The following is a 21394-nucleotide window of genomic DNA, read 5'->3' as shown; positions in this document are numbered from 1 at the left end:
ATGCAAATGCAAGGACATGATCGTGTCGATGCGGACGATCCCGTGGCGGAATCGGTCAAGATCCGCGAGCACGCCAATACGTTGAAGGCTTGGTTCAAGCAGCATCCAGATATGCGTTGCCTGCTGATCGTCGACCCGACCCAGCGAGACCCGATGGCTGGCGACGCCGGCGACAACTCGCCATTCGCCAGTATGCCCAGGTCGGATGTGGCAATCGATCACGAGGCGGTCTCGCCGTCGCATTATCCCTACCTTCTCGAACTGGATCTCAAAACTGATTCAGGTGTCGCCGCGCTGGAAGAAAGTGTACGGCTGGCGTTCGAGGACCGGCGCCCGCAATCGATGGCTGAAGGACTGGGGCAACGGATCGGGGGTTGGCTCGCAAGTTTCGCATCAGCGGCGGAGGTCGCGGCACATTGTGCTCGTCTCGCGCTTCAGAACGACGATCAAAGCCGCCTTTGCTTGCTCAGATTTTACGATTCTCGCTCACAGGCGCTGCTCTGGCCCGTGTTGACCCCGGCGCAGCAGCATGCCTTGCTGGGGCCGATCCAGGCGTGGCATACGCTCGACGCTGGCGCGACCCCCGTCACGCGGATGAACACCACGGGCCGGCGGGAAGACTTTGTACTGGAGGTCGTGCAATGGCAGGCCCTCCATCTCCATGGCATCGTCAATCGCGCGCTTGCGCTGCACGCATATGAGCACGATCGCCAGCCTCATCAGCATGAGGTTAATTCGGCTGTCGCAGCAGCGGCGAGGGCTCGAAGCTATGGCTTGATCGACGAGGAGGACCAGGTGGCGTTTGTTGGCCACGCGCTCTCGTGGCATCCGGAGTTCGACCTGCATCCGCAGGTTCTGCAATTACTGGGTAACAGGGCCGACGGGGACCTCTATGCCGAATGTATCGGCGAACTCACGTCGGACGAGATTGCGGAGATTCGTCAAGGCGCGTGGCATGAGCGCCTGCGAGTCTCGGATAGCGCCGGTGGCCGCGCCTGAACCTTATAACGAAACAGATCATGGCAAACACTTCCCTGACTTGTACTGCGACCTGCCCGAACTGCATGAAATCCGGGCTCGCAATCTTGCCAGTCCGGTACGCCGTCGTACCGAAAACCATGCCGAATGCAATTCCGCCCGGCATTAGTGGCCCAGGCACGCTGGATGTCGCATTGAGCGCGCATCATTACAGCCTGAGAACCCTCCGTGAAGGCTGGCTCTATCTCTTCTACGAGAAAGGCGCGCGCGGCAACAATTACTGGGAGGCTTACCGGGTGACCGAAGATGGTCGACTCTGGAAGCAGACGATTCCCCTGCCGTCGGAGCCGAAAACGGACCCGGCGTGCGCGCAGCGCGGCGGTGCTGTACCCATGGATGTCATCGCCATCGAGAAACCGGAGAAGGCGACGCGGGTGTTCATCGCGTTTTCCGAATATCCGTGGATCAAAGAGGTTTTCCAGAAGTACGCGACGTCCCCGAAGCTGCGCACCGAACGCATGCAGGTCATCATGCCGGCGACGTGGATCAAGACCGGAAGCGGCATGTTCGGCATGAACAAGGGCGAGGCCGGGCATGCGACGGTTGCTACCCAAGCTGGAATAGACCAGATCGTCGAGTACCAGCCTGGCCTGAAGGCGGACTTGCTCGCGCCGCCCGCCAAGCCGATCGCGACAGACGAGTATGGGCGTGCGACCGACGATAGCATTTGGGAGCAGGAAGCCACGCGCTATCCGCTGCATATCCGTCAAACGTCGCCGTCGGGCTCGGCCAGCAAAGATCTGGTCAAGCTGATGAACGAAATTGGTGAGAATGCCGGCGGTACGCCGCATAAACCGATGCTGCTGGCGTTGTGGGACGGGATCGGTATCACGCACGAACTCGCCGGGTTTCACAACGATCCGGCTGGCATGCTGATGCGCTACACCAGCATGCAGCCGCTTCGCGTGGACGCCACCCAGTCCATCGAAGCAGCCGAAAGGGCGGTTCGCAGTGGTGCGGCGCTTAGCGAGAGCATGCTCCGCCAGGGGATGATGAGTGCGGCACTTGGCGCAGGCGATGGCGGGATCATGCCGCCCAGCGCGTTAGAGTTGATCGATAACGCGGGCAAGCTCACGCCCGAGGAAAAGCAGGCAGCAGGCGACAAGGCTTGGCGCAAATATCAGGCCAGCCTCAAAGGTGGAAAGTGGCCGAACAACTTCAGCATTTGGTTTGATAAGGTCACCAGCAAGTGCGAGGAGTTGCAGAAGCAGCGCGTACCCGACCGCGATGCTTGGCTCGCTGCAGATACGTTTCGGCATGCACTCAACGACTATCATCCGGATGACCCGGCTGATGGCATGGCGTTTCACGGTGTGATCGATGAGGCGTATGCCGGATTGTCTGCGACGAGCACGGGGCTGCGTATTGTCGAAAAACTCATCAACAACATGGACCCCACCGATGAGCGCAGCTACTTCTGGAGGGCGTTTGCCTATAACCAGACGGATATTCGCGATGAACTGAAAACGTTCCTGATCAGGGTGCAGGCCACCAAGAGCGAATCGATCGTGGATCAGGCAGTGTCGTGGTACGAGTTGAAACAGGCGTCGATCGCCGCCGATCTTGGCTATCTGAAGTCGTTTGTGAAGTTTTACGAAAAGGTCGAAGACATCTTCAAGCATGAGCGCGCGGGGTCGGCGACCGAGCGACCGCTCAAGGCTCTGGGGATCGAGCGATTGACGCTGTGGTCGGGACGTGCGCTGATAAATGTCTTCGGGCCAATTTCTCGTTCCGTTGGCGGCATCCTGATCAAGGGAGCGCTGATGGTTCGTGGGGGGCTCGTACTGGAAGACGCGAAGCGAATCGTGGTGAAGCTGGCTGCTTGGGAGGGCCAAATGGATGCCGCGATGAGCAAGACGATATGGGAAATCAAGGCGAAGAATCCGAGCTTGAATCCCATGCAGATTCGGGCACAAGCATATGCAACGTTGGCGAATGATGATCGTGGCGCGCTCGTTCGCAAGCTGTATGCGGAGGCGCGGTTTACACCGAACGCCGCGCGAGACAAGGCCGCTGCGTCGGTCAAAATCTCTGGGGCGTTGTTCATCATCGAGATGATGAATTACTTCCTGCTCTGGACAAAGCCGAACAAGACCGCTACTGACGAATTGGCTATTGCCAGCGGAACCTTATCCCTGATTGGTGCAGGACTTAATACTTATAACAAATGGCTCAGCGGGTTCGGGAAGTCGTCGGCCACTGCGACACTGGCCAGCATGAAAGTTGCGGCGAGCTGTTTGGGGGGGATTTCATCGTTCATATCAGTGACGACCGATGGGATGAAAGTGAGCTCTGGATTGTCGTCCGGTAATTATAAGCAGGCGGCATTTTATTTTATTAAAGGAGGAATTGATCTTGGATCGGGTATTGCTACCGTTCTAACGGCTATCAGTTCCTCTGCGCCATTGCTTATGCGATCGACCAGCCTCTCTCCTGGAAAAATGCGGTTCCTTGGGCGGCTGTCGGCCGGCATGGCAGGTGCTCAGGCCCGCATCGAGGGCAAGGCTGCCGGTCTTGCTGCCGAAAAGCTGGAAGGATTTGTGAAGAGCACGGTGCTCAAAGGCGCTAGGACATATGCTGGCGAGACAGTTGCACTCGGACTTGCGACTGAAGTATCCGCAGGCGGATGGCTCATGCTCAGCGGACGTTTGATCCTGATCGCAACGGGCTGGGAAGTGGCGGTAATCTTGACGGTAATTACGCTGATCTACAATTACTTTACGCCGGACGATCTTGAAAACTGGCTGTCGAGTTCCCCTTTCGGAACCGCACCAGATAAAGCACTCACATTGGAAAAGCAGCAGGCCAGTTTTGAAGCGGCGCTTGCTGTAACGGGGAATTAACGATGGACAGTAAGCAGGCTAGTGCCCCGATGCTTCTGCGCGGAACCATTACGGAACTGACGAAACGTCGTGCAGCCTACGAGGCAGTTTTTACGGAAGCGGACAAGCAAGCGATGGAGCGAACCGCGGTCGTTGCGGCGCTGGCGGGCCTGAACGATATTGCGCTCAACCTCAGTACGTCCACCGAGTTCACGGATACGGTGGGGGATCTAGTGACGTTCAGACTGAACGGTGAGGAAGTCCGCGCATGGATCTGGCTATCTGTCTTTGAAAATGGCGATGAAGTCGAAGTCGTTGCGGAGCGGGCAGAATCTGGATGGATTGGATATGCGATCCGGCGGTGTAGTGATGGCATTTTGTCCGTTCACCCTCATTGTGAACGTGGCAGTCGAGCGCTGTTTAAATATTTCCTTAAATTGTCGACGCTATTCTGGGGAGGGTGTGCGTTGGCGATGATGTTGCTTGTAACGGCAATGACAATGCGTGATAGCTCCTTTGATAATTGGGAGTTGATGCTGGAGGTCTATCTGACTGGCGGGGTGGTGCTGGAGGGAATTGCTGTATTCGTGGCATTCAGAATATGGTTAAGATTTAAAAGGCAGTTGCCAATGGCAAACAAGATATTTGCGACATTTGGCTGGAAGGATCCGCCAAATGTTAACTTGTCGAAAACTTCGAAGAAGCTACGGCAGCCTGGAGATACCTGGCAGATGGGTAAGCTGATTTTCCGCTATGCCGAGTCCTGATTTTTCTTTGAATGAAGACGTAGGAGTGTCGGCTCCAACAGGATACACAGATGGACAGTAAGCAGGCTACTGCCGCGGTGCTTCTGCGTGGAACCATTATGGGACTCGAGAAACGTCGTGCAGCCTACGAGTCGGTTTTCACGGAACCGGACAAGCAAGCAATGGAGCGAACCGCGGTCGTGGCGGCGCTGGCGGGCCTGAACGATATTGCGCTCAACCTCAGTACGTCCACGGAGTTCACGGATACGGTGGGGGATCTAGTGACGTTCAGACTGAACGGTGAGGAAGTCCGCGCATGGATCTGGCTATCTGTCTTTGAAAACGGCGATGAAGTCGAAGTCGTTGCGGAGCGGGCAGAGTCTGGGTGGGTTGGATATGCAATCAGGCGGTGTAGTGATGGCATTTTGTCCGTTCATCCTCATTGCGAGCGTGGGAGTAGGGCGCTATTTAAATTTTTCCTGAAATTTTCGGTGCTATTCTGGAGCGGGTGTGCATTGGCTGTGACGCTGCTGGTGGCGTCACTTATGCTTTACGGCGGCGTGCATAATCGATGGATATTTTTTATTAAAACTTTTATTGTTTCATGGGGTGTTATTGAGGCGATGGCGGTCTTTATTGCCTATAATGTTAGTCGAAGATTTAAGAGGCAATTGCCCATGGCAAACAAGATATTTGCGACATTTGGCTGGAAGGATCCGCCTAATGTTAACTTGCCGAAAACTTCGAAGAAGCTACGGCAACCTGGAGATACCTGGCAGATGGGTAAGCTGATTTTCCGCTATGCCGAGTTCTGATTTTTCGTTGAATGAAGACGCAGGAGTGTTGGCTCCAACAGGATACACAGATGGACAGTAAGCAGGCTACCGCCCCGGTGCTTCTGCGTGGAACCATTACAGGACTGACGAAGCGTCGTGCAGCCTACGAGGCTGTTTTCACCGAAGCGGACAAGCAAGCAATGGAGCGAACCGCGGTCGTGGCGGCGCTGGCGGGCCTGAACGATATCGCGCTCAACCTCAGTACGTCCACGGAGTTCACGGATACGGTGGGGGATCTGGTGACGTTCAGACTGAACGGTGAGGAAGTCCGTGCATGGATCTGGCTGTCTGTCTTTGAAAATGGTGATGAAGTCGAGGTCGTTGCGGAGCGGGCAGAGTCTGGATGGGTTGGATATGCAATCAGGCGGCGTAGTGATGGAATTTTGTCCGTTCATCCTCATTGTGAGCGTGGTAGCCGAGCGCTTTTCAGGAATATTCTAAAATGGTCGATGCTATTTTGGGGTGCGTGCGCGTCGATCATAACGTTAATTCAAATCGTGATGTTGGTTAATGATAGCGACGGCTGGCAAATTTTATTGAAGGCAGGGCTTCTCGCATGGCTGGTGATTGAGGTCATGGCTGTCTTTATTGCGTATAGGGTTTGGGGGAGGTTCAAGAGCCAATTGCCGATGGCTAATCGGATATTTGCGACATTTGGCTGGAAAAATCCGCCCAACGTAGACTTGCCGAAAGCATCGAAGAAACTACGGCAACCTGGAGATACCTGGCATATGGGTAAGCTGATTTTTCGCTATGCCGAGTCCTGATTTTTGCTTGAATGAAGACGTAGGAGTGTTGGCTCCAACAGGATACATAGATGGACAGTAAGCAGGCTACTGCCCCGGTGCTTCTGCGTGGAACTATTACGGGACTAACGATACGCCGTGCAGCCTACGAGGCTGTTTTCACCGAAGCGGACAAGCAAGCAATGGAGCGAACCGCGGTCGTGGCGGCGCTGGCGGGCCTGAACGATATCGCGCTCAACCTCAGTACGTCCACGGAGTTCACGGATACGGTGGGGGATCTGGTGACGTTCAGACTGAACGGTGAGGAAGTCCGCGCATGGATCTGGCTGTCTGTCTTTGACAATGGTGATGAAGTCGAAGTCGTTGCGGAGCGGGCAGAGTCTGGATGGGTTGGATATGCAATCAGGCGGTGCAGTGATGGCATTTTGTCCGTTCATCCTCATTGTGAGCGTGGTAGTCGAGCGCTTACCAAATTTTTCATAAAATGGTCGGTGCTATTTTGGAGTGTGTGTGCATTGGTTCCGACATTTTTTTTAATGCAAACGCTGCCTCAGGACCGAGATCAATGGTTCTTTGTGGCGAAATCCCTGTTTGGTATCTGGCTGGTGGTGGAGATTTTGGCAGTTTTTGTTGCATTTAGAATTGGCCATAGATTCAAGAGGCAATTGCCGATGGCAAATAGGATTTTTTCGACATTTGGCTGGAAAAATCCGCCCAACGTAGACTTGCCGAAAGCATCGAAGAAACTACGGCAACCTGAAGATACCTGGCAGATGGGTAAGCTGATTTTTCGCTATGCCGAGTCCTGATTTTTGGTTGAATGAAGACGTAGGAGTGTTGGCTCCAACAGGATACATAGATGGACAGTAAGCAGGCTACTGCCCCGGTGCTTCTGCGTGGAACTATTACGGGACTAACGATACGCCGTGCAGCCTACGAGGCGGTTTTCACGGAATCGGACAAGCAAGCGATAGAGCGAACCGCGGTCGTGGCGGCGCTGGCGGGCCTGAACGATATTGCGCTCAACCTCAGCACGTCCACAGAGTTCACGGATACAGTGGGGGATCTAGTGACGTTCAGACTAAACGGTGAGGAAGTCCGCGCATGGATCTGGCTATCTGTCTTTGAAAACGGCGATGAAGTCGAAGTCGTTGCGGAGCGGGCAGAGTCTGGGTGGATTGGATATGCAATCAGGCGGTGTAGTGATGGCATTTTGTCCGTTCATCCTCATTGCGAGCGTGGGAGTAGGGCGGTTTTAAAATTTTTCCTTAAATGGTCTATATTGTTTTGGACTGGCTGTGGGTTGGTAGTTACACTACTCGTCGTAGTGTTCGCTATGTCTAACGGCATGCCGAATGGTTGGGGTGGGAGTGTCGGGGTGTTTGCGTCTGCATGGACGGTATGGGAAGTCACGGCTGTCTTGATTGCTTATAGAGTCAGCCGTAGATTTAAAAGGCAGTTGCCAATGGCAAACAAGATATTTGCGACATTTGGCTGGAAGGATCCGCCTAATGTTGACTTGCCGAAAGCATCGAAGAAGCTACGGCAACCTGAAGACACCTGGCAGATGGGTAAGCTGATTTTTCGTTATGCCGAGTCTTGAGTCCTCATCGATCGGTATCGAACTGCTACCGCCAGTCAATTGACGAGAGAGTATTGTGAGCAAGGCATTGGTATGTGATGGCGATTTGACTACGACAGGCGGCCACGTTATCGCGACCGCTTCGAGTATGTATGATGGCGACAGACGTATCGCCCTGGATCACGAAATGGCAACGTGCACCAAATGTCCTGGCGAGCATCCGATCCAAGGTAGCGGTACCGATATGCAAGAGGACGGTCGGTCATGCGTCTTGGATGGCGATCTGGTTCTGTGCCCGTGCGGAACGAACCACGTTAAGGCAGGCAGTGGATCGGGATGTTCGACGGTCTGAAGAAGAAATGCGCTCTATGCTGACAAGGCATGCGCCTATCTGTTTTTGCGGACTATGCCATAGCCTGCCAAGCGAGCGGAATTGTGCCAGGTCGCGGTGCACAGCGTCTAATTTCTCCACCAGTGTTGGCCGACATCACGACGAGTTGAACAAAGCTGATCGTCGGCGCGTGCACCGTGAAGCAGTGATCCATCACGCTGATGAACGCGTTCAAACTGACGGCGGCAAACGCTTGTTCGTCGACCGTCAACGTCACTTCCAAGCTCCAAACGAAACTCGGCATTGGTTTTCCTGGAAGCCAGAGCTGTTTGGCTCGATGGCTCAGGTTCGTCAGTCCGTCAACCCGTTTCGTGTGTACTTCGGAGTAAGCGGTGAACTGGCGGAACGGGCGGTTCACCTCCGCAAGCCCGGTGCGGGTCAATTCGATCGAGTGCGGGGAAAACTGTGTGATGAGTCGCCAAGCTGCGTCGCCTTCGCACGACAATCGCACGACTTCTGTTGGCGCATCCAGCATCACGATGCGAGAAACCATCGTTCCTTGCTCGTTGACCAGATCGCCATCCTCGGCGCCTGCTCGCATCGTTCTAGGGAAATTGCCATTCGAGCAGATGACGTCTGCAGTTTGATTGCTGCGCCATGTGAGTTGGTGAATTCCTGGCATCGGATGTCGGAAGCCAAGGACGAAGATACCAACGCCAAGTTGATCAAGTCTGGCGCATCACTCAGTGCGTCGATCATCACAATTACGATGACTCCGTATTACGGGACGCTGAAGAAGGCTGTTCGGACGATGAGTTGGAAGATGGTAGGTGGCTTTTTGTCGGGGGCTGGGGCATTTGCGGCGGCGTGGTTAGATGCTGGGGCAGGGAGTAAGAAGGAAAAGGCCGGCCAATATGATGTGATGGCAGTGTTATTCGTGAAGGCTGGGTTAGGGGTGGCCAGCGGCACAGCGTTCGTGATCGATGCCATTAGTACTGCAGCGCCACTGTTTAAGAAACTGGCAGCCCGTACTGGAAGCCGCGTCGTTATTATGGCGGTCGAGACAGTGGCGCCGCGAGTGGTAATGATTGCATCACTGCGAGCGGTGAGCATGCTAATCACGTGGGAAGCGACGATTGGATTGTTTGCATTGCAGGTACTTGCCGATACCCTAACCCCCGATGAGTTGGAGTCCTGGTGTTCTCGGTGTGCATTTGGTACCGGTAAAGAGGCTATCCTTCGAGTGAAAGATCATGGCGTCGAGAAATACACAGATATGGAGCAACAGGAAAAAGACTTTGATAAGGCAATGACGGAGATGGCATGAGTTCCGAGCGAGAATATGCAGTTCAGGTGCTGCGAGGCACGATCAGTAACCTTAAGTGCCGGCGTCGCCAGCAGGATTTCGTTTTAAGTGAAGCGCAGCATGCCTACATACAAGCGACGGCTGCTGGGGCAGCGTTGGCGGGCATGGGTGCATCTGCAATTGGGTTAATTCAATCTTCCGCGAATTCGGAGGAAGAAGCGGACTGGGTGGAATTTGAACTCGACGGCAAGCAGATCGAGGGATGGCTCTGGAAAATGCCGATGAAAGACGGTGATGAGGTCGAGATCGTTGCCGAACCGAGGCCGCGTGATCGGTACTTTACCTATTCAATCCGGAGAGTTCAGGACGATATGGTGGCGGTGTATCCACATGCGACGAGAGGGCGATCGGCACTTTATCGCTGGCTTATGAAATTCATGTTAATCGCCTGGGGGTTTTGCAGTGGTATTGTAACGGTCTTTATGTTCCGGAACCATGAGGGGATTGATTTAAGTACGCATATTCTGGTAATGACCGGTGCTTGGGGTTTTTCATTGATTGTTTTTTGGATATTATTCCACCGTGCTTATCTGAAGATGAAGCACTTCGCTAGATTGGCCGAGGTCGTTTTCTCGTGCTACGGCTGGAGTGACGTACGTAGGATTAATCTCGTACGTTCGTCGAAGCAGATGAGGCCGGAGAATCGAGATCTCGAATATGGTATTCACTATTTTCGCTATCGTTCGTAAGGTATTCTGCGATGATGAATCTCATCCGTGTCGGCGATGATACAGACCACGGCGGCAAAGTGATCACGGGTTCGTCGACGATGCGTTTCGACGGTCGTTTCGTTGCTCGCAAGGGGGATGAGGTAACTTGCCCCCAACACCCGGACGTCAAACCGAATTTGATCGAAGAGGGCGATGAATCGATGACAGATAACGGTGTTCCGATTGCCCGGCACGGTCACCGGGCGACCTGCGGTTGTCATCTGATTTCGAGCCTTACCTGATCGGCATGGGCTACAGAGTGACTTGATCTTCGCGGTTTAGAGGCAGGAAAATCAGGCGAGCATGGTTGTGCCTGGTCGTGGCGCGCAACGTCGAATTTCCGCGCCGGAATTGGCCGACATCACGACGAGTTGAACAAAGCTGGTCGTCGGCGCGTGCACGGTGAAGAAGTGCTCCATCACGCTAATGAAAGAGTTCAAACTGACGGCGGCAAACGCTTGTTCGTCGACCGTCAACGTCACTTCCAAACCCCGAACGAAACTCGGCATTGGTTTTCCCGGAAGCCAGAGCTGTTTGGCTCGATGGCTCAGATTGGTCAGTCCGTCGAGGAGTTTCGCGTGTCCAGTGGATTGAGCAATGAACTGGCGGAACAGGCGTTTCAGCTCCGCAAGCCCGGTGCGGGACAATTCGATCGAGTGCGGGGCCAACTGCGTGATGAGCCGCCAAGCAGCGTCGCCATCACTTGACAATCGCGCCACTTCTGTCGGCGCGTCCAGCATCACGATGCGAGAAACCATCGGTCCCTGCTCGTTTACCAGATCACCATCCTCGGCGCCGGCCCGCATCGTGCGAGGGAAATTGCCATTCGAGCAGGTGACATCTGCCGTTATCTGTTCGATTCCGGTGTCGGCCGCCGGTCGGCCGTCGAGTTCGACCAAGCTGAGCGCGGTTTCCTTCTTTCCCGATGGCAAGGCCGCGTTATGGCGCATGAGGACCCAATAGGGGCCCGCTGGTTTGCCGGAATCGCCGTGCATGAGTGACGTGAACGGATGAATGATATTCGCTCTGGAACTGCCTTTCGTGGCGCGGACCGACTCGACAGACCAAACTTCGACACCCGCAACACCCGTATTCTGGGATTGCACGGGATACGTGTTCGTGAGCGGACTCCGCTTGAGTGGCAGCGACGTAAGCCGGAACAGGTTGACGATTGGCGTGCAAAAAAGCCTCAGATTGTCCGCCGATAGATTCTTTAGTCGCTGTGCCGTCCACGAATCTGGATGAACGTCGCAAATGGCGAGATGCAAGGTGAGTTGCCGGCTGGAGCCCGCCGTATGTGCGAGCGCTGCGAGGTCGACGTCAACGAAATCGAATTTCTTCGGAAACGCAAAATATTCGGTGAGCAGCCGCAGGGCTGGTGGCCCGTCGTCTTCGTCGAGCAGCTTCTCGGCCTCATCGTAGCCGGCGGCGGCGAGCGGCGGCGCGATCAGCGTTGACCAGCGATGTTCGGCGTTCTCGACGAAGGCAGCTGCCGCGTGCATTGTCATCGTATCCATTGCCGCGCCGACGACTTCGCGAGGGCCGTCGACATGGATGCGCAACGGACGGGGAACGGCGTCGATGCGGAAGTCGGGGCGGGCAACCTCAAAGGTGATGGAAAGCAGACCGGTTGTGCAGGCGGGCAGGACGACGTCGGCGGGAACGGCAGTTGTCGGAGCGTAGCGTGCAGTCGAAATCCGCACGGGAGCTAACGTTACGTCATATACGGTTCGGAAAAGGCAGTCTTCCGTTTTGCTCGCCAGTTCCGTGCCGAGGGCAATGAGCGACGGCTCAGTGAGCTTCTCGAACATGTCTGAGACATCGAACTGCGCGATTGCACACGCAGGAACCGTTCGGAGATACTGGGGATACAGCATGCCGAGGAGGGACTCGGCGAATTCCGGATAGTTGTCGTCGAGCCGGCTTCCTATATCCGCAGCAAGGAGAGCGAACGACTGCAGCATCCGTTCGACGTGGGGATCTTCGGAGCGGTCGCCGGAAATCCCGAGACGAACGGCGATTTTGGGATAGCGTGTCGCAAAGATCGCAACTGACCGGCGCAGCACGGAAAGTTCTCGTTCGTAGTGCGGAAGCAGATGATCCATTGCGTGAAATAATGAACCGGCCGGACAGTAAAATGCCGAGTCTTCCTCTGGCGCGGTTGCGCTGAATGTGTCGGGCACGCCAACGTTTGACGTTGCTATGATAACCGCTTAGCCGGAAGGGGCCTGCACGTCGATCGTCGCGCAGGCCCGCTGGATTCCGCGATCAGCGGGAACGGAACGCCACGAGCCTGTCAGATTTTTAGTGTGCCGAGGTCATGAGACGATAACGGAGCTAACGTCCTATGACCGATGCAACAGTGAGCAAGATGAGCAAGAATCCGAAGGCACCAAAGCTGTTTCCCGATGAGCTGATCGGTCAGTCGCTTGCCCAGGTTCAGGGCAAGGATGCCGAGTCGATCCTGGGCGAATCGGGGCTGGCCGGTCAGCTCAAGAAGCAACTGGCCGAGCGCATGCTCGCGGCCGAGTTGAGCCACCATCTGGACGCCGAGACCGAGCAAGGCAGGGGTAACCACCGCAACGGCACCAAGCCGCAAGACGGTCCTGACGCCCAACGGCGAACTGAAGCTGGATATTCCGCGCGATCGACAGGCGACGTTTGAGCCGCAGTTGGTCGGCAAGTACCAACGCCGGCTGCCAGGCTTCGACGATCACGTGATCACCATGTATGCGCGCGGCATGAGCGTTTGCAAGATTCAGGGCCATCTGCTGGAACTGTACGGGTTGCAGGTGTCGCCCGACCTAATTTCGACGGTCACCCACGAGGTGATCGACGTCGAACAGTGGCAGCAGCGCCCGCTCGAGGCCATGTATCCGATCTTCGACGCGCTGCGGCTGAAGATCCGCGACGAAGGCATGGTCTAAAACAAGGCGGTCTATTTTGCGCTGGGCATCGGCGCCGACGGCCGCAAGGAAGTACTGGGTTTGTGGATCGAGCAAACCGAAGGCGCCAAGTTCTCGCTGAAGGTCTTCAACGAGCTGAAGAACCGCGGCTTGCACGACATCCTGATCGCGGTGGCCGATAGGTTGCGCGGCTTCCCCGAAGCGATCGAGGCGGTCTATCCGGCGCCCAAATCCAGGCCTGCATCGTGCATCTGATCCGAAATTCGCTGAACCTGGCTAGCTGGAAGGACCGCAAGCCGCTGGCTGCCGGGATCAAGCCGATCTACCAGGCCGCCACGGCCGAGGCGGCGGCAGCAGCGCTCGACGTCTTTGCGCAAAGCGAGTGGGGCCGCGAATTCCCGACCGTCGCGGCCATGTGGCAGCGCCAATGGGAACAGGTGATTCCCTTCTTTGCCTATCCGCCCGAGGTGCGCCGAATCGTATATACGACGGATGAAATGCACGAGTCCCGCACCGCGAACCTGCACCGACCCGCGCACAGCGTCAGTCGATCACCGCGTCCGCAGCCACCGCTTCCAGCGAAGCGTTACCCACCTCGATATCCGCCACATCGACGATCGCAACCCAGTCGAACGCCGGCATCGCCGCGAGCTGGTCCGCGGTGGCCGCGTATTCCTGCGTCGACGTGCTCACGTAACGCAGCCGCTCGGTCCACTCGGGCAGCGCTCCGGCCGCCGTCGTCAGCACCACGCTCAGCAGATCCCGTTCCGCCCGCGTCGCGACGACGCGCAGCGCGGCCTCCACGCGTTCGGCGTCGCCCTTCGCGTCAAGAATCAGCACACCGGGAATCGGCGCATCGCGCGGCGGCAACGGCACGGCCGCACCCTTGCGGTCGACGCACCGCCGGTAGGTCTCGCGAATGATCGGCACGCGCGCTTGCAGCGCACCGTGCTTGCGCACACGAGCCTGAGCGGTACGCGCGATCCGCCTGCGCAGCGCGGGCTGCTTGACGACGCGATCGAGCGCGTCGTCCCATGCGTGCGCGGCATCGCCGGCAAACAGTACGTCGTCGCCGTCGTCCAGTTCGGCGCGCAGCGCCGGCCGGTCGCTTGCGACGAGCGCAATACCGGCGGCAGCGAACTCCTGCCGCTGGATCGCGCTCGCCGCACCGTCGTCGGTATCCGCAAGCGGCATTAACGCAACGTCCCATTCCAGCGTGCGCAGTTGCTGCGCATACGCGCGGTATCCCTCCGGCGCGTGCACGAATTCGCTCGCCGGATGCTGCTCCCAGCCGGCCGGCACGTGCGCGCCGAAGAATTGCACGGCGATGCGGCCCGGATGGCGCGCACACGCGGCGCGCAGTGCGGCATCGACCAGCGCGAAGTTATCCGGCAGCAGCGCCGCGCCGGCGACGCCAATCGTCACGCGCGCGTCATTGCAGGCCCGCACCGGGCGCAAAAACAGTTCGAGATCGACACTGTCGGGCAGCACGAACACGTTCGGATTCCACGGCCGGTACTGGCGCGCGAGATCCGGTGTCGGCACGACGATCGCGTGCGCGTTGCCGATCGTGAACGCAATGCCGGCGAGCGCCGGGTCGGCCGCCATCGGCTGCGCGGGCGGCTGAATATCGGTTGCGTAGATCACCGGCTTGTCGAATTCGAAGATCGCGCTCAGCGCCGTCAGCGGCAGCAGGCCCGGCGTGTGGCGATCGAGCAGCACGGCGTCGGCGGTGGCGATCGCAGCTGCGTCGGCCAGGCCGCTGACGAGCGTCCACTCGTCAGCGAGCCGCGCGAACGGCAACACGAGACGGCGCTGCATGGATGCACCATCGACGGGGTCGACAGCGTACGCGACGAGCCGCTTCGCCGATCGCGTCTGCGGTGCGGGCGAGCCACCCGGCGCCGGTGCCGCTGCAGCGGCTCGCCGTCCGTGTTCGGACAGTCGCGCATACAGCGCGCCATGGCGCGCCGGCTCCGCATCGACCGGCAGCACGTGTACCGCCGCGTTGACGTGCCGGTACGTGGCAGCGATCGCGTCCGAGCGCACCACCAGTGCGTCGGCACGACGGATCGCGTCGCGCATGGCGGCGCGTCGGCGAGCGCTTCCCGCGATGTCCGGATCGGCGAGCACGATCGCGTCGAACGGTCGGTCCAGGTCGCACACCACCGGCTTGCCGAGCGCGAACAGTTGCTCGAGCGCGGCGCCGGACAGCAGCGCCGCGGTCGCGTCATGCAGCACGATCACGTCGGCGCGCTGTAGCGCGTCGAGATCGATGCCGGTGTCGCCGACAGGAAATTCGACGTTCCATTCGCGCGCAAGCGCATGAAATGGCGCGGCGAACCGCGCGGCGATGTGCGGATCGGTTACCGGCGCGGCGCACACGACGGCCATGCTCCGCGCCGCGGAGCCGGCGGCCGGCCGTGCAGTGGTCACGGTCCCCGCGCCGGCCGCGCACTGCGCCGCCGGCAGCACGTCGAGCTCGTCGGCGCGCGCCTGCGTCTTCTCGACGAACGCCCGCAGTTGCCGCCAAAACAGTGCTTCTTCTTCGCGATATACGTCGCGCGCTTCGTGCACGGTCGCTTTCGCGTGCGCGATCTCGCGCGGATCCAGCCCCCACGCGATCCCCTTGCCGTTCATGACCCACCGCTCGGCCTTCGGCATCGACGCGTCGTTCAGGATGCACACGACCGGGCAGCCGCACATCAGCGCCTCGAATACCGCCGTCGACCATTCGTACAGGTACAGGCATTCGACACGGCGAAACAGCTCGGCGAGTTCGTGCGCGGAGCGCTCAAGCACCCGACGCGAGATCTCGATCGACTCGGCCGTCGCCGAATGGAGCGCACCGCCGCGGCGCAGATGGCGATTCAGGAACACGGCCGTGCCGTGGCGCGTCGTGTCGTCGACACCGTCGCAATGAAAGATGCGCGTGTCGACGAGAGGCACCCTGAGCAGATCGGCGTGCCAGCCGTCGGGCACGATCGACGGCCCGAACGTGAACACGAGATCGGTCGGCGCGAGATCGATCGGCTTCCCGTTGATGCGCCCGGGCTCCGCGAGCAGGTAGCGTGCGACGCAGCGTGCGTTGAACGGATTGCCTTCGACGATCTCCGGATAGACGGCGACCGGGCTACGGCCCGCGACGAAATGCGCGCGCGCGATCTCCTCGGTCAGCAACGGCGTGCGGAGATCGGGATGCACGTTAGCCGTGTTGATGTAGGCCTCGCAGCCGAGCAGGTTCAGCGCGTGGCACAGGTAGTGCATTGCGCGCACACCGCCGGACGTCTGCAGGTACGGCGGCGCGGACACGTAGTACGGATGGCCGAGCGGCGCGAAGATGCGGGGCGAGTCGTTCATGGGAGGGACGGCGCGAGGCTCGGTGAAGGGCGGCGGGCAACCGGTCGTGCGGCCGTCCGGTAGAAGTCGGATACCACCTGCAGCACGCGCTCCTGTTCCGCGTCGCTCATCGCGTGGTACAGCGGCAGGCGCACGAGGCGGTCGGCAACGTCGTCGGTCACGTGCATGCCCGAGCCGCAACGGCCGTAGCGGCGGCCGGCCGGCGAACTGTGCAGCGGCACGTAATGGAACACGGCAAACACGCCCGCGTCGCGGATTCGCTCGAGCAGCGCCGTGCGCTCCGCGAGGTCGCGCGCGAGGAAATAAAACAGGTGGCCGTTGCCCGCTTCGCTCAGCGGCACGGCAGGCAATGTCAGGCGGCCGGCATCGTGGAGCGGCCGCAACGCATCCTCGTAGCGCTTCACGGTCGCGCGCCGTTGCTCGGTGATCACGTCCGCGTGCTCGAACTGCGCGTACAGGAACGCGGCGATCAATTCGCCGGGCAAGTAGGACGAGCCCACGTCGACCCACGTGTACTTGTCGACCTGGCCGCGAAAGAACTGGCTGCGGTTCGTGCCTTTTTCGCGGATGATCTCCGCACGCTCGACGAGCCGCTCGTCGTTGACGAGCAGTGCGCCGCCTTCACCGGCGATCACGTTCTTGGTCTCGTGGAAGCTCAGGCACGCGAGATGCCCGAGGCTGCCGAGCGGCTTGCCGTTCCAGGTCGACTGGATCGCCTGCGCGGCATCCTCGACGACCCATAAGCGGTAGTCGTCGGCGAGCTGCATGATCGCATCCATGTCGCACGCGACGCCTGCATAGTGGACGGGGACGATCGCACGCGTGCGCTCGGTGATCGCGGCGGCCACCAGCTTCTCGTCCAGGTTCAGCGTATCGGGACGGATGTCGACGAACACGGGCGTCGCGCCGCGCAGCGCGAACGCGTTGGCGGTCGACACGAACGTGTAGGACGGCATGATGACTTCGTCGCCGGGACCGACGTCGGTGAGGATCGCGGCCATCTCCAGCGCGGCCGTGCACGAGTGAGTGAGCAGCGCGCGATGACAGCCGATCCGCGCTTCGAGCCACTGGTGACACAGCTTCGTGAATGCCTGGTCGCCGGCAAGGCCGCCCTGTTCGACAGCCTTCGCGATGTAGTACAGCTCCTTGCCGACGATGAACGGCCGGCCGAACGGAATGCGGTCGAGATTGGGTGGAGCGAACATGACGGAACTCCGCGAAGGCGTGAACAAGGGCATCGGGGCCGGCGGCATGCGCGTGCGCGCTTAGCCGTCCTTCCGGACGAGGATCGTGAATTCATACAGCCCGTAGTCGTGCAGCAGCGCGACGTGGCGCGAGTAGCGGCGCTTGCAGCGGTCGAACAGCGCGCATGGATCGGCGTAGTACAGCCGCTCCGGACGCATGTGCGGCGGGTCCGAATATGACGTCAGGCAGTTGAACGCGAAGCCGGCGCGGCTCGTTTCGTGCAGCGTGTCGAGCGTCGCATGGATGTAGTCGAGCCACGCGTCGTCGTCGTGGCCGCGGTGCACGTTGAAGATGCCCGACGCGATCCCGTAGTCGGCAGCCGACCGTGGCGCGTCGTCGACGTGGAACGTCACGTCGGCGCGATCGCGATAGCGCTCGCGAGCCGCGTCGATCATCGCCGCCGACACGTCATTGCCCGCGTAAGTGTGACTGCGCCCTGCCGCGTGCTCGTCGAGAAAATCGACCAGCGCGCCGTAGCCGCAGCCGAGATCGTTGACCGAGAAGCCGCCGGCCCCGGGCGCGACGATCTTCGTCAGCTGTGCGAACCGCAGCCGCTGGCTGTCCTCGCCGTTCCAGTCCACGCCGCGCGCGGTCTGGCCGTGCTCGGCGAGGCGCGCGCTGTAATACGCGGCGACGTCTGCCAGCAGGCTCGAGTGTCGGGAATCGTGCATCGCATCGTCCTCAGGGTCGGCCGGTCACGACATGCCGGCGCGCATCGGGGCCGCAATGGAACAGCACGTCGAGCACCGTCACGCCGTGGACGAACTCGCCCCACAGCTGCGGGTACGCCGGATAGGCCGGATAGTCGAACCAGCGCACCGCGACGCGTTCGGCCGCGAAGCGGCTCTCGTCGAGGTAGTCGCGCGCGGCGGGGCCCGACAGGTATTCGGTCGCGCCAGCCTGCAGGCACAGGTTCAGCAGCTTGTCGGTGCGATCGCCTTCCAGCGTGTAGTCGGACGACGACGAAATGCGCGTGTCGATGCCGAGCTGCCGGTTGATCCACGTCAGCATCACGAGGTTCAGCGCGCTCAATGTGCGGTGAGTGCCGTTCAGATACAGCGCCTCGAGCTCGCCCGCGTAATGCGCGAAATGCGGCGCGCGCGCATAGTTCTGCCGCAGCCGCGTCCAGTGCTGTTCGGCCCAGTCGGCGCCGTCGATCTCGGTGTCGCGAATGCTCTGGTAATAGCGTCCCTTCACCTTGACCGGCACGGTCAGCCACTGCACGCCCTGCGGCGTCTTGATCTGGTTGCGATTCCGCCAGTCGCGCCGCGTGTACTGCGCGTCGTCGTACAGGATGAACTCGTCGGTTGCGGCGATCAGGTCGAAGTAACCCTTCCACGGGATGTAGTTCGACTGGACGATCGCGATGCGTTTCGGCTGCACGGTCATGTCGGTCACGCGGGAATGTGACCGTACCGGTACATGTCGACGAGTTCGGGCGGAATACCCCAGTCGGTCGCGCCGAGCCGGTCGTGCAGCGCTTCGAGATCGGCGCGGATCGCGCGTTCGAGCTGCTCGACCATCCGGTTGCGTGCGGGCACGAAATCGTGCTGGTAAGCGGCGTTGATCTGGTGTCGGACCGTCTTCGCGATCGCCGCTTCGCGCGACAGATTGCGAATCAGCGGCCGCTCCGGCGCGAGTTCCGCATAGCGCGGATCGATCGGCTGGCCGCGCATCGCTGCGACGAGATCGCGGCACAGCACCGGCGACAGGTGGAAGCCGTCGCGCTTGGTGCCGCCGAGAATCCACAGGTCGCGCACGCTGGTCTCGCCGAACAGCGGATACAGGTCGGACGTGGTCGGCCGCCAGCCGACGTTCACGTTGACGAGATTCGCACGCGAGAAGCGCGAGTTGATCTGGTCCATCGCGGATTTCAGCAGCGTGTACGCACTGCCCGCGTGCCCGTGCTCGTGCGGCACCGGGCTGATGTAGTTGCTTGCGCCGACGAGCGTGCGATCGGGCCCGTACGGCGCCGAATACACGCCGCATGCGAGGCCTCGATTGGTCGTGCGCACGCAGTGCGTATGCACGTTCTCGCTGCTCTGCAGTTCGATCGACATGCCGATCCCGTAGAACAGCCGCTGCACGGGCAGATCCGGCACGCTTGCCTGCAGCACCTTCGTCAGGTTCGCGCCGTTGCAGAGCACGAACCGGTCGGCGTCGAGCGTCGTGCCGTCGCTCAGCCGCGCACCGGACACACGTCCGCCGGCGACGTCGAGCCGCTCGACCTCGGCCGACACGAACGTGACGTTGCCGGCCGCGGCGACGCATGCCTGCAGCGCATCGAGAAACTGCTTCGGGTTCGCCCAGCCTTCGCGCTTCAGATACACGGCGTTCAGCGCGCGGAACTGCGGCTGCGGATGATAGTTCGGAATGCCGGCCGGATCGACCGCCTCGCACGGTTCCTCGAACTCGCGGCAAAAGCGCCGCATCGCCGCGAAGTTCTCGTCGTCGAGTGCGTCGGTCGCGGCGTTGTTCAGCACATAGGTGCCGAAGCCATGCGCGACCGCGCGATCCGGCGTGCAGACCTGCGCGAACACTTCAGGCCAGGCCGCGGTCGCCGCTCGGCTCAGTTCGAACTTGAAGCGGTCGATCGGCGTGCCGAGCGAATCGCCTTCCAGTTCGGTGAACGAGTTGAGCATCGCGGCGGCCGCGCGCGTCGCGGAGCCGGGACGCTGCGCAGGGCCGACGACGGCCAGCTCGACGTCCGGGTCGGCGCGCTGCCATGCGCGGGCCGTCATCAGCCCGAGGATGCCGTTGCCGAGGATCGCGATCTTCATGTGCGCACCCCGCCGCCTTCAGGGAACGTCAGATAGCACAGCGACGGATACGACTTCGCCTTGTGCACGCGGTGCGGGTATTTGCCGAGCAGCTCGCGCACGTAGTGGATGCCTTCGGCCGGTGTCTGGCCGCCGCGCGTGAGCTGCCAGAACGCGACCACGCCGCCCGGCACGAGTCGCCTCATTACCGTTTCGAATGCGTGACGGGTCGGGCCCGGCACGTTCAGGTCGAACCACGCGAGCGCGACCGGTTCGCCCGGATGCGCTTCCTCGTACGCGGCCAGCGTGTCCCGGCAGTCGCCTTCCCACACGTGGTGCTTGCCGTTCACGTGGCCCATCGCGTTGTTGCGCTCGTGCAGCGACAGCAGGTTGCGCAGCAGGTCCGCATAGTCGCCGGCGAGCGAGTACGTGCCGTCGGAGAACAGTTTGCGGTCGCGCGAATCGCTGTCGGAGAAGCCCGCGTAGCCGGTGAACGTATCGAACGCGTGAATGCGGCGCTGGAAGTTCAGCGGCTCGAGGATCGCGCGGAAGTTCTCGCACAGCACGGCCGTCTGGCCGCGCCAGGTGCCGAGATCGAGGATCGAACCCGGCAGCGGCACGATCTGTTCGTAGACCTCGAACGTCGCGAGTATCCGCGCCAGCAGCGAACCGCGCACGAACAGGCCGAGCGAGCGCTCGAGTTCCTCCTGCGTCGCCGGATAGGTCTGCATCAGATCGAAGAGTTCGCGTCGTGCGGCGAGCTGGTCGTCGTTCGAGTTGGAGATGATTGAGGACTCGTGCATACACATGGCTCCAGGCGCTGAGAGGGGAATCGGGGCACCCCGGCCGCGTCGGGCAAGCGGCTTGCGCCCTGCGCGATCGTCCGCGCGGTGGACGCCTCCAAGTCTGTGCCCGAGTCTATCGACCCGCGCCCGGGATCAAATGGC

General features: G+C 60.1%; 19 protein-coding genes and 1 pseudogene. 12 read left to right on the top strand and 8 right to left on the bottom strand.

What is annotated here, in order from left to right; all coding sequences use genetic code 11:
- The 8 genes from KDW55_RS21435 to KDW55_RS21400 are packed head-to-tail and all read left to right on the top strand — an operon-like array spanning position 1 to position 8122.
- On the top strand, positions 1–999 hold the full coding sequence (locus KDW55_RS21435) for a DUF4123 domain-containing protein (protein ID WP_249174021.1): 999 nt from the start codon (positions 1–3) through the stop codon (positions 997–999).
- A 20-nt stretch (positions 1000–1019) separates the two neighbouring features.
- A complete protein-coding gene (locus KDW55_RS21430) occupies positions 1020–3881 on the top strand; it encodes a T6SS effector BTH_I2691 family protein (protein WP_212161060.1) in 2862 nt (953 codons plus the stop codon).
- A 2-nt stretch (positions 3882–3883) separates the two neighbouring features.
- Positions 3884–4627, top strand: a complete 744-nt coding sequence (locus tag KDW55_RS21425) for a putative type VI secretion system effector (RefSeq protein WP_069240866.1) — start codon at positions 3884–3886, stop codon at positions 4625–4627.
- A 50-nt stretch (positions 4628–4677) separates the two neighbouring features.
- Positions 4678–5421: a putative type VI secretion system effector gene (locus tag KDW55_RS21420; protein WP_212161061.1), complete on the top strand. Its 744-nt coding sequence runs from the start codon at positions 4678–4680 to the stop codon at positions 5419–5421.
- Positions 5422–5471: 50 nt separating this feature from the next.
- Positions 5472–6209: a putative type VI secretion system effector gene (locus KDW55_RS21415; protein ID WP_069241907.1), complete on the top strand. Its 738-nt coding sequence runs from the start codon at positions 5472–5474 to the stop codon at positions 6207–6209.
- A 50-nt stretch (positions 6210–6259) separates the two neighbouring features.
- Positions 6260–6997: a putative type VI secretion system effector gene (locus KDW55_RS21410; RefSeq protein WP_212161063.1), complete on the top strand. Its 738-nt coding sequence runs from the start codon at positions 6260–6262 to the stop codon at positions 6995–6997.
- Between the two features lie 50 nt (positions 6998–7047).
- The gene (locus tag KDW55_RS21405; protein ID WP_083252943.1) at positions 7048–7791 is read left to right on the top strand and encodes a putative type VI secretion system effector; all 744 of its coding nucleotides are present in this window, start codon (positions 7048–7050) and stop codon (positions 7789–7791) included.
- A gap of 55 nt (positions 7792–7846) precedes the next feature.
- A complete protein-coding gene (locus KDW55_RS21400) occupies positions 7847–8122 on the top strand; it encodes a PAAR domain-containing protein (protein WP_082721606.1) in 276 nt (91 codons plus the stop codon).
- A gap of 52 nt (positions 8123–8174) precedes the next feature.
- Here KDW55_RS21400 and KDW55_RS21395 read toward each other — a convergent pair whose 3' ends face one another.
- Positions 8175–8702: a type VI secretion system baseplate subunit TssF gene (locus tag KDW55_RS21395; RefSeq protein ID WP_069240863.1), complete on the bottom strand. Its 528-nt coding sequence runs from the start codon at positions 8700–8702 to the stop codon at positions 8175–8177.
- Between KDW55_RS21395 and KDW55_RS21390 the strand changes: the two genes are divergently transcribed.
- Genes KDW55_RS21390 through KDW55_RS21380 form a run of 3 tightly spaced genes read left to right on the top strand, consistent with a single transcriptional unit; the run spans position 8661 to position 10419 of the window.
- Entirely contained in the window at positions 8661–9428 is a 768-nt protein-coding gene (locus tag KDW55_RS21390; RefSeq protein ID WP_249181337.1) for a hypothetical protein, read from the top strand. The genes KDW55_RS21395 and KDW55_RS21390 overlap by 42 nt on opposite strands.
- On the top strand, positions 9425–10156 hold the full coding sequence (locus KDW55_RS21385) for a putative type VI secretion system effector (protein ID WP_069240861.1): 732 nt from the start codon (positions 9425–9427) through the stop codon (positions 10154–10156). The genes KDW55_RS21390 and KDW55_RS21385 overlap by 4 nt, the downstream gene beginning before the upstream one ends.
- Positions 10157–10167: 11 nt before the next feature.
- Positions 10168–10419, top strand: a complete 252-nt coding sequence (locus KDW55_RS21380) for a PAAR domain-containing protein (RefSeq protein WP_038789787.1) — start codon at positions 10168–10170, stop codon at positions 10417–10419.
- Between the two features lie 51 nt (positions 10420–10470).
- On the opposite strand, the gene tssF is transcribed toward KDW55_RS21380, so the two are convergent.
- Positions 10471–12282 carry a type VI secretion system baseplate subunit TssF gene (gene tssF / locus KDW55_RS21375; RefSeq protein WP_212198035.1) on the bottom strand — a complete coding sequence of 604 codons (1812 nt, stop codon included), beginning with the start codon at positions 12280–12282 and terminating at the stop codon, positions 10471–10473.
- 242 nt (positions 12283–12524) lie between these two features.
- Between tssF and KDW55_RS21370 the strand changes: the two are divergent.
- Positions 12525–13583 (top strand): annotated as a pseudogene (locus tag KDW55_RS21370) (IS256 family transposase); the annotation flags it as partial.
- A gap of 43 nt (positions 13584–13626) precedes the next feature.
- Here KDW55_RS21370 and KDW55_RS21365 read toward each other — a convergent pair.
- From KDW55_RS21365 to KDW55_RS21340, 6 genes are read right to left on the bottom strand one after another with little or no spacing between them, the layout of a single operon-like run.
- Entirely contained in the window at positions 13627–16443 is a 2817-nt protein-coding gene (locus KDW55_RS21365) for a glycosyltransferase (protein WP_212198034.1), read from the bottom strand.
- Complete coding sequence (gene rffA / locus KDW55_RS21360) at positions 16440–17648, bottom strand: dTDP-4-amino-4,6-dideoxygalactose transaminase (protein WP_040142850.1); 1209 nt, start codon at positions 17646–17648, stop codon at positions 16440–16442. The genes KDW55_RS21365 and rffA overlap by 4 nt, the downstream gene beginning before the upstream one ends.
- Positions 17649–17708: 60 nt before the next feature.
- Positions 17709–18359 carry a class I SAM-dependent methyltransferase gene (locus KDW55_RS21355; RefSeq protein ID WP_059548047.1) on the bottom strand — a complete coding sequence of 217 codons (651 nt, stop codon included), beginning with the start codon at positions 18357–18359 and terminating at the stop codon, positions 17709–17711.
- A gap of 10 nt (positions 18360–18369) precedes the next feature.
- Positions 18370–19077, bottom strand: coding sequence for a WbqC family protein (locus KDW55_RS21350; RefSeq protein WP_212161078.1), 708 nt, complete (start codon positions 19075–19077; stop codon positions 18370–18372).
- A 5-nt stretch (positions 19078–19082) separates the two neighbouring features.
- Positions 19083–20468 (bottom strand): FAD-binding oxidoreductase, encoded by a 1386-nt coding sequence (locus tag KDW55_RS21345; protein WP_212198033.1) that lies wholly within the window; start codon positions 20466–20468, stop codon positions 19083–19085.
- Entirely contained in the window at positions 20465–21250 is a 786-nt protein-coding gene (locus KDW55_RS21340) for a class I SAM-dependent methyltransferase (RefSeq protein ID WP_040142858.1), read from the bottom strand. The genes KDW55_RS21345 and KDW55_RS21340 overlap by 4 nt, the downstream gene beginning before the upstream one ends.
- Positions 21251–21394: the final 144 nt, after the last annotated feature.

It is taken from the genome of Burkholderia sp. AU19243, from assembly GCF_018148075.1.
GTDB lineage: Bacteria > Pseudomonadota > Gammaproteobacteria > Burkholderiales > Burkholderiaceae > Burkholderia > Burkholderia latens_A.
Note: the sequence above shows the minus strand (reverse complement) of the source record. Positions and strands in the feature narration are given on the sequence as shown.